This window comes from Glycocaulis sp. (assembly GCF_051859565.1).
Classification (GTDB): Bacteria; Pseudomonadota; Alphaproteobacteria; order Caulobacterales; family Maricaulaceae; genus Glycocaulis.
Genome location: NZ_JBHYFK010000005.1, coordinates 274,004 through 280,968, shown reverse-complemented (window position 1 = coordinate 280,968; position 6,965 = coordinate 274,004). Strand labels below are relative to the sequence as shown.

General features: G+C 63.4%; 6 protein-coding genes and 2 tRNA genes. 5 read left to right on the top strand and 3 right to left on the bottom strand.

The window, feature by feature from the left end; translation table 11 throughout:
* From ACTIGC_RS09575 to ACTIGC_RS09565, 3 genes are all read right to left on the bottom strand, one after another.
* Positions 1-160 (bottom strand): GTP-binding protein (locus ACTIGC_RS09575; protein WP_439634184.1); only part of this gene is annotated, 160 nt, incomplete at its 3' end.
* A 162-nt stretch (positions 161-322) separates the two neighbouring features.
* Positions 323-396, bottom strand: a tRNA-Gly gene (locus ACTIGC_RS09570).
* Between the two features lie 113 nt (positions 397-509).
* A tRNA-Tyr gene (locus ACTIGC_RS09565) sits at positions 510-595 on the bottom strand.
* A 125-nt stretch (positions 596-720) separates the two neighbouring features.
* Between ACTIGC_RS09565 and rlmB the strand changes: the two genes are divergently transcribed.
* From rlmB to ACTIGC_RS09540, 5 genes are all read left to right on the top strand, one after another.
* Positions 721-1,578: a 23S rRNA (guanosine(2251)-2'-O)-methyltransferase RlmB gene (gene rlmB, locus ACTIGC_RS09560; protein ID WP_439634178.1), complete on the top strand. Its 858-nt coding sequence runs from the start codon at positions 721-723 to the stop codon at positions 1,576-1,578.
* Between the two features lie 141 nt (positions 1,579-1,719).
* Positions 1,720-3,378: an acyl-CoA dehydrogenase family protein gene (locus ACTIGC_RS09555; RefSeq protein WP_439634177.1), complete on the top strand. Its 1,659-nt coding sequence runs from the start codon at positions 1,720-1,722 to the stop codon at positions 3,376-3,378.
* Positions 3,379-3,425: 47 nt separating this feature from the next.
* Complete coding sequence (locus ACTIGC_RS09550) at positions 3,426-4,799, top strand: sodium:solute symporter family protein (protein WP_439634176.1); 1,374 nt, start codon at positions 3,426-3,428, stop codon at positions 4,797-4,799.
* 97 nt (positions 4,800-4,896) lie between these two features.
* Positions 4,897-5,622: a lysophospholipid acyltransferase family protein gene (locus ACTIGC_RS09545; RefSeq protein ID WP_439634175.1), complete on the top strand. Its 726-nt coding sequence runs from the start codon at positions 4,897-4,899 to the stop codon at positions 5,620-5,622.
* 4 nt (positions 5,623-5,626) lie between these two features.
* Complete coding sequence (locus ACTIGC_RS09540; protein ID WP_439634174.1) at positions 5,627-6,931, top strand: MFS transporter; 1,305 nt, start codon at positions 5,627-5,629, stop codon at positions 6,929-6,931.
* Positions 6,932-6,965: the final 34 nt, after the last annotated feature.

The window sequence follows — 6,965 nt, the reverse complement described above, 5'->3', positions numbered from 1 at the left end:
GAGCCTTCTCCTCCGGCGCGCCATCAATCTGGTCATACGCACGGAACTCACCGAAATACTTCGTAATCGCCGCCGTCAGCGTCGTCTTGCCGTGGTCAACGTGACCAATCGTGCCAACGTTCGCATGCGGCTTGTTACGCTCAAACTTTGCCTTGGCCATCGCGCCTTGTCCTCGTCGCAACTTGCTGGAAAGGCAGCGCGTGCAGCACTGCCCAGGTTAACTGACGGCGCGGGATAGCGCCCGTCACGGCCTATTGCAAGGGGTTTGCGCGCAAGCATTGCCGCCTGCTTGCAGCCTGTAACCTTGCACCGGGCGGGTAGATGGAGCGGGTGGACGGGATCGAACCGACATATTCAGCTTGGAAGGCTGACATTCTACCATTGAATTACACCCGCGCCGCGCGAGCCGCGCATCCGCAATGCTAGCGGTTGGCCGCTCCCGTGGCGAGATGATTCCCGACCAAGGTATTGCGGCCTGATCAGCCAGAACCCGCTTTGCGGACGATGGCTGGTGGAGGGGGCTGGATTCGAACCAGCGTACGCTTGCGCGGGCAGATTTACAGTCTGCTGGATTTAACCACTCTCCCACCCCTCCGGGTCGCCAGCTACCGGGCGGACCGGCCGGGCCTTCCGATTGGGCCTTGTCAGAAACGCTCTTGCGCGGATGCGCCGGGCGTCCTAACGAGGCTGCCTCGTAAAGCCGGGACGCGACTTATACTTATGGCCCCTGACCAGCGCAACACCTCGAAACCGGCTTTCGCACACGCTCGCGCACAGGGCCGTGGACAGGGCCGCAAACCCGCGCGCCAGCGCGGCGATGCCCTGCCTCCCGGCGAAGGGTGGATATGGGGACGCCATGCGGTATTGGCCGCACTGGCCAACCCCAAACGCGCCCTGCTCTCGCTGCATGTGACGCGCAACAGCGCGAAAGATCTCGATGAGGCAATGCGCTCGCGCATCGAGGCGCGGATCGAAGAGCCGTCCGACATCAGCGCACGCCTGCCGGACACCGCCGTGCATCAGGGTTTCGCCCTAAAGGCCAAAGCGCTGGACGCAGAACCCGTTCAGGCCGTTCTGGACCCCACGCACGGGCTTCTGGTCGTCCTCGATCAGATCACCGATCCGCACAATGTCGGCGCGATCTTCCGCTCTGCTGCGGCTTTTGGTGCCCGCGCCATCATCATGCAGGACCGCAAATCCCCGCCGCTCTTCGGCACGGTGTGCAAGAGCGCGGTGGGGTGCGCGGAGAAAGTCGGCCATGTGGAAGTCACCAATATCGCCGATACGCTGAAAAGCTTCCGCGATGAGGGACGCTTCGTGATCGGACTTGCGGGGGAGGCGGAAATCTCCCTGGCCTCCGCCGTGCAGACCGGCGCGGACACGATGGGCCGCACGACCGGCCTCGTCATCGTACTGGGGTCAGAGGACAAGGGACTGCGCCCGCGCGTGGCCGATCATTGCGATGTGCTGGCGCGCATCCCGATGGGACCGAAGGCCGAGAGCCTGAATGTGTCCAACGCGGCAGCTGTCGCGCTCTACGAGGCCTCCCGGCACGATCCGAGAATCAATCCGGCCTGATCCTTCGAGACGGCCTTCGACCTCCTCAGGGTGAGGGCTTTTCCCTCATGCTGAGGGCGAGCGTAGCGAAGCGTCTCGAAGCACGGGGGAAAAGCGCATCCCCGCTTTACGCCAGCTCTCCCCTCGCGCAAAACTGCATCCATGACACAGCCCCATGCGCCGCGCAGCCAGTTGCGCACCCATAGCGTCTTCAACCAGTCCGAACCGTTGAGCGGGATCAATCTGTTCAGCGCGGACCGCGTGCTGAAAGATGCCGTCAGCCGCAATGGCGGGGATGCCCACCAGGGCCATCTCTCGGCCTTCGGTGCACGCGTGGGCTCGGCTGAAGTGCAGGAATGGGGCCGTCAGGCCAACGAAAACCCGCCAAAGTTCAAACCCTTTGACCGTTATGGCCACCGCATTGACGAGGTGGAGTTCCACCCCGCCTACCATCAGCTGATGCGTGCGGGTCTGGAAGCGGGCGTCTCGGCAGCGGCGTGGAACACAGACACCGCTCCGCATACGCTGCATTCGGCCCTGCTGATGCTGATGGGCCATGCCGATGCGGGCGTGTGCTGCCCCATGTCGATGACCTATGCCTGCGTGCCTGCCCTGCGCCACGCCAGCTGGGCCGGAGACTGGATCAGGGGCGCAACCGCCAGCGCCTACGATCCTGCCATGAAGCCGATGGCCGAAAAGGCGGGCCTGACCATCGGCATGGCTATGACCGAAAAGCAGGGCGGCTCGGATGTGCGCGCCAACGAGACCCGCGCCGTCAGTATTGGCGGGGATGAGGTGGAGCTTACGGGGCATAAATGGTTCTGCTCGGCGCCGATGAGCGACGGTTTCCTCACCCTAGCCTATGAGGGTGACGGTGAGAACGCTGCCCTCTCCTGCTTTCTGGTGCCGCGCTGGCGCCCGGACGGCACGCGCAATACAATCGAGATACAGCGCCTGAAGGACAAGCTCGGCGACCGCTCCAATGCCTCCTCGGAGATCGAATATCACGGCGCTTATGCCCGCCGCGTGGGCGAACCGGGACGCGGCGTTCGTACCATTATCGACATGGTCAACCATACCCGCCTTGATTGCCTGGCAGGGTCAGCGGGCCTGATCCGCACGGCGAGCTTTCACGCCATCTGGCACGCCGACCGGCGCACCGCCTTCCAGCGCCGCCTGATCGACCAGCCATTGATGCGCGAAGTGCTGGCGGAACTGGCCATGGAAGCCGAAGCGGCGATGGCGCTCGCCTTCCGCGTTGCACACGCCTTCGACAAAATGGCCAGCGACCCGAACGAGGCGGCGCTGGCGCGCATCCTCACCCCCATCGCCAAATACTGGATCTGCAAGCGCGCGCCCTACCTCGTCTATGAGGCGATGGAGGCCCATGGCGGCGCGGGCTTTGTGGAAGAATCGCCCCTGCCCCGCATGTTCCGCCAGAGCCCGTTGAACGCTATCTGGGAGGGTTCGGGCAATGTCATCGCCCTCGACACGCTGCGCGCGCTTTCGCGCGACCCTGAGAGCCGCGAGGCGCTGCTGGCCTATCTGGCACGCGGCAAGGGGCAGAATGCGGCGCTCGATGCCCTGATTGGCCGCATCGAGGCTTCACTGGCGGGCGGCATCGGGGAGGCCGATGCCCGCCGGTTCAGCGAGGAAGCGGCGCTCGCTCTCTCAGCCCTTGCCCTGATGGATGCGGGGCTGGATGCGGCATCAGACGCCTTCCTCGCCCGGCGCATCGCCAGCCAGTCGACGACGCTGGGCGCGGGCCACGGGCAGATCGACACCGAAAAACTGATTGAGCGCGGACGGCTGGCGGTCTAGTCGGGATTTGTCTGCGAACGGCAGATTCAAGGCTTCGGGGGACGCCCATGATTCTCGCTGCGCTCATCCTGTACATCCTTATCCAGCTTGGCATTGCCCTGTGGGCATCGCGCAAGATGAGCACGCATACCGACTATCTGGTGGCGGGCCGCAGGCTGGGCTTCTGGGCGGTCGGTATTTCGGTGTTCGCCACCTGGTTTGGCGGCGAGACCATTATGGGCTCCACAGCCACCATCGCCGATGAGGGGCTCTCAGGCGCGCGCGCAGAGCCTGTGGGCTATGCCATCTGCCTGATCGTGGCGGCGCTGTTCGTGGCCGGGCAGCTGCGAGCAAAAGGCTATCTCACGCTTGCCGATTTCTTCCGGGACCGCTTCGGTCCGCGCGCGGAAATCGCTTCTGCCTGCGTCTCCATCCCTACCTCCATCATCTGGGCGGCGGCACAATTGCTGGCGCTTGCCTCCATCATCGCGGTGGCCAGCGATTTGCCGGTGGAGTGGGCGCTGGTGGGGGCCAGCCTGCTCGTCATCTGCTACACGCTGCTGGGCGGCCTGCTGGGCGATGTGGTGACCGACATTCTACAGAGCGTGGTGGTGCTGGCCGGCCTCATCATCCTCACCTTCGCCCTGTTCGGGCGTGCCGGCGGCTTTGACGAAGCCATGGCGCTTATCGACCCGTCACAGCTTGTACTGATTGCCCCCGGCGAAAGCTGGCTGGAGCGCCTCGATGCCTTCGCCATTCCGATTCTCGGCTCCATCGTGGCGCAGGAGATGATTGCGCGCTTCCTCGGCTCGAAATCGGCGAAAATCGCCGTGCGTGGCGGGTTGATGGCAGGCGGGCTCTACCTGGTTGTGGGATTTTTCCCGGTCCTGTTCGGGCTTGTCGGCCCCGGCCTCGGCTTTGACCCGGCAGCGGGCGATCTCTTCCTGCCCAACCTTGCCATGGACCTTCTGCCGAGCGCCCTTTTTGTGGTGTTTGCCGGCGCGCTGTTCTCTGCCGTGCTGTCGACGGTGGATTCCGCGCTTCTGGCCGTCTCCGGCCTGGCAACGGAAAACCTCTATAGCCGGGTGCGCACCAAAGCCTCGCCAGAGGAGAAGCTGCTGGCCGCGCGTGGCTTTACAGTCGTTGCGGGCGTGATGGCCTACATTGTCGCTACAACAGGCGAGACGATTTACGGGCTGGTAGAGCTTGCCTCGTCGCTGGGATCGGCAGGCCTGCTGGTCTCGCTGCTGATCGGCATACGCAGCCAGTTTGGCGGAGAATGGTCGGCGCTTGCCGCGCTGGCCAGCGGGCTTCTGGCTATCTGGCTGGGAGATTTCGTATTCGAGATACCAGGCGCCTTCCTGTTCTCGATCCTCGCCGCGCTGGCGGGTTATGTGGCGATGGGGTTGGCCAGCCGGGTGCTCAGCCCGTCACGCGCATAGGATTTATGCCGGTTCTCCCCCATGCCGAGGGAGCTTCTCGTCTCCAGGCGCGTTGACCCGTTAATCGGGATTTCGTGGAGCTACGTACCAGCACGGCATGAAACTTCTGCGCAGCACGCTATTTGAGATCGCATACTGGGTCACGACGCTATTCTTCGGTGCCATCTGCACCGTTCTGGCCATCGTCCTGGGCAAACGTCTGCTGGGCTATGGGATTTTCAGCTATGCGCGTGTGATCGCCTTCCTGCTGCGGTTCGTCGCCGGAGTGCGCATTGACCTGCGCGGCACGCATCATCTCAGCCACATTCCCAGCGTCATCGCCGCCAAGCATCAAAGCTGGGGTGATCCGCTTATCATGGTGGCGACCGTGCGGCCCCTGGCCTATGTCGCTGGGGATCATCTGGTGAAATATCCTCTCGTCGGTTTTATCCTGAAGAAGACCGGCGCAGTAGTCCTCTCCAATCAGGGCGGCGAGGCTGCCCGCGCGCGCATCGACGAGGGCATGAGGCGCCTGCAGTCGGACAGACGTCACATACTGATCTATCCGGAAGGTCATCTGTCAGCACCCGGCGAGAAGCACCCCTACAAGAAGGGCGTGTTTCATCTGGCTCACGATCTGGACCGTCCGGTCGTGCCGGTCGCCACGAGCCTCGGCCTTGCCTGGGACAGAAAGGCGTTCATCAAGCGGCCGCGGACCGTGGTCGTGGAATTTCTCGAGCCGATACAACCGGGGGAAGACAAGGACGCGTTCATGCTCCAGCTTGAAGAGACGATAGAAGCGCGCACGGCGGAGCTGATACGCGCTGATATAGGGGAGGCATAGCCGGATGAACTTCAGCGTCGCCCTGCACCTGCTGGTGCAGAAGAGGTTCGGCCCGCTCGTGGCTGCGCAGGCAATGGGGGCCTTTAACGACAATCTGTTCCGTTTCGCCCTGGTGAATCTTGCGACATTTCACGGGCTCACGATTATGGGCCTCGACCGGGAACTCATGGTGCCAATTGCGGCGACGGCGCTCACCCTTCCCATTTTCCTCTTCTCGGCAGTCGCCGGCCAGGTCGCCGACCGCTATGACCGCGCCTGGATCATGCGGCGCACCAAGCTGGCGGAAGTTGTCCTTATGCTGGCAGCCTCGGTGGGCTTCTTTCTCAATAATGCGCTCTTGTTGGTGATCGTGCTCTTTTTCATGGGCATGCAGTCGGCCTTCTTCGCGCCCGCGCGTAACGCGGCCATCCCGACCCTGCTCAAGGACAACGAGCTTGTTACCGGCAACGCTCTTGTGTGGGGCACGCTGAACGTGGCCATTCTCGGTGGTGCCGGCCTCGCTGCCCTGTTTGTGATCAGCGACGATTCGGCGTGGCTTCTTTCGGCCACGCTGGCAGCCGTCGCTCTGGCCGGGTTCGCGGTCATGTGCCTGAACAGCCCCGCTCCGCCAGACGCCAAGGACGTTAAGGTCAGCTGGAACATTATCGGCCAGACATTCCGGGTGATGAGCTTTGCGTTCAAGGCGCCAGAGGTATTGCGGCCATTGCTCGGCGTGTCCTGGTTCTGGATGCTGGCAGCCTCTGTGGTGACACTGATGCCCCTGTTTACCGCCGAGGTAATGGGAGGCGACGAAACGGTGGGATTCGCCTTCACTGGCCTCTTTACCATTGGCGCAGCGCTAGGCGCCATTCTTTGCGGCCTGTTCACGAAGGGCAAGGACGCTCTGGGCTTTACCATAGCCGGCGCGTTCGGGCTTGCCATCTTCCCCGCCTTCGTAGCGCTCTATACGCTGGGCTGGCCGGAACCGGACGAAGACGCGCTGGCCGGTGCGCAGGTGTTTCTCGCCGATTCCCGCAACTGGCCTGTCCTGGCCGGGCTGACGCTGTCCGCCATGAGCGCCGGACTTTTCATGGTGCCCTTGCAGGCCATGGCTCAAAGGCGCGCCAACCCGGAACTGCGCGGGCGGGTTCTGGCGGCCGGAGGTATCATGAATGCCGCAAGCGCCAGCCTTGGCCAATTCACCCTGTTTGTGATCGGACTCCTGACTCTTCCCCTTCAGACAGCTTTCGCTTTCATCGCCGTCATTTCCGGGCTTTTCGGCGTGCTGGGAATGTGGCGGCTGGCGAAGCGCGGGAAATCGCAAGAGTAAAGCCCGCTCGCCAAATGGCTTTCGGCGCGCTAAG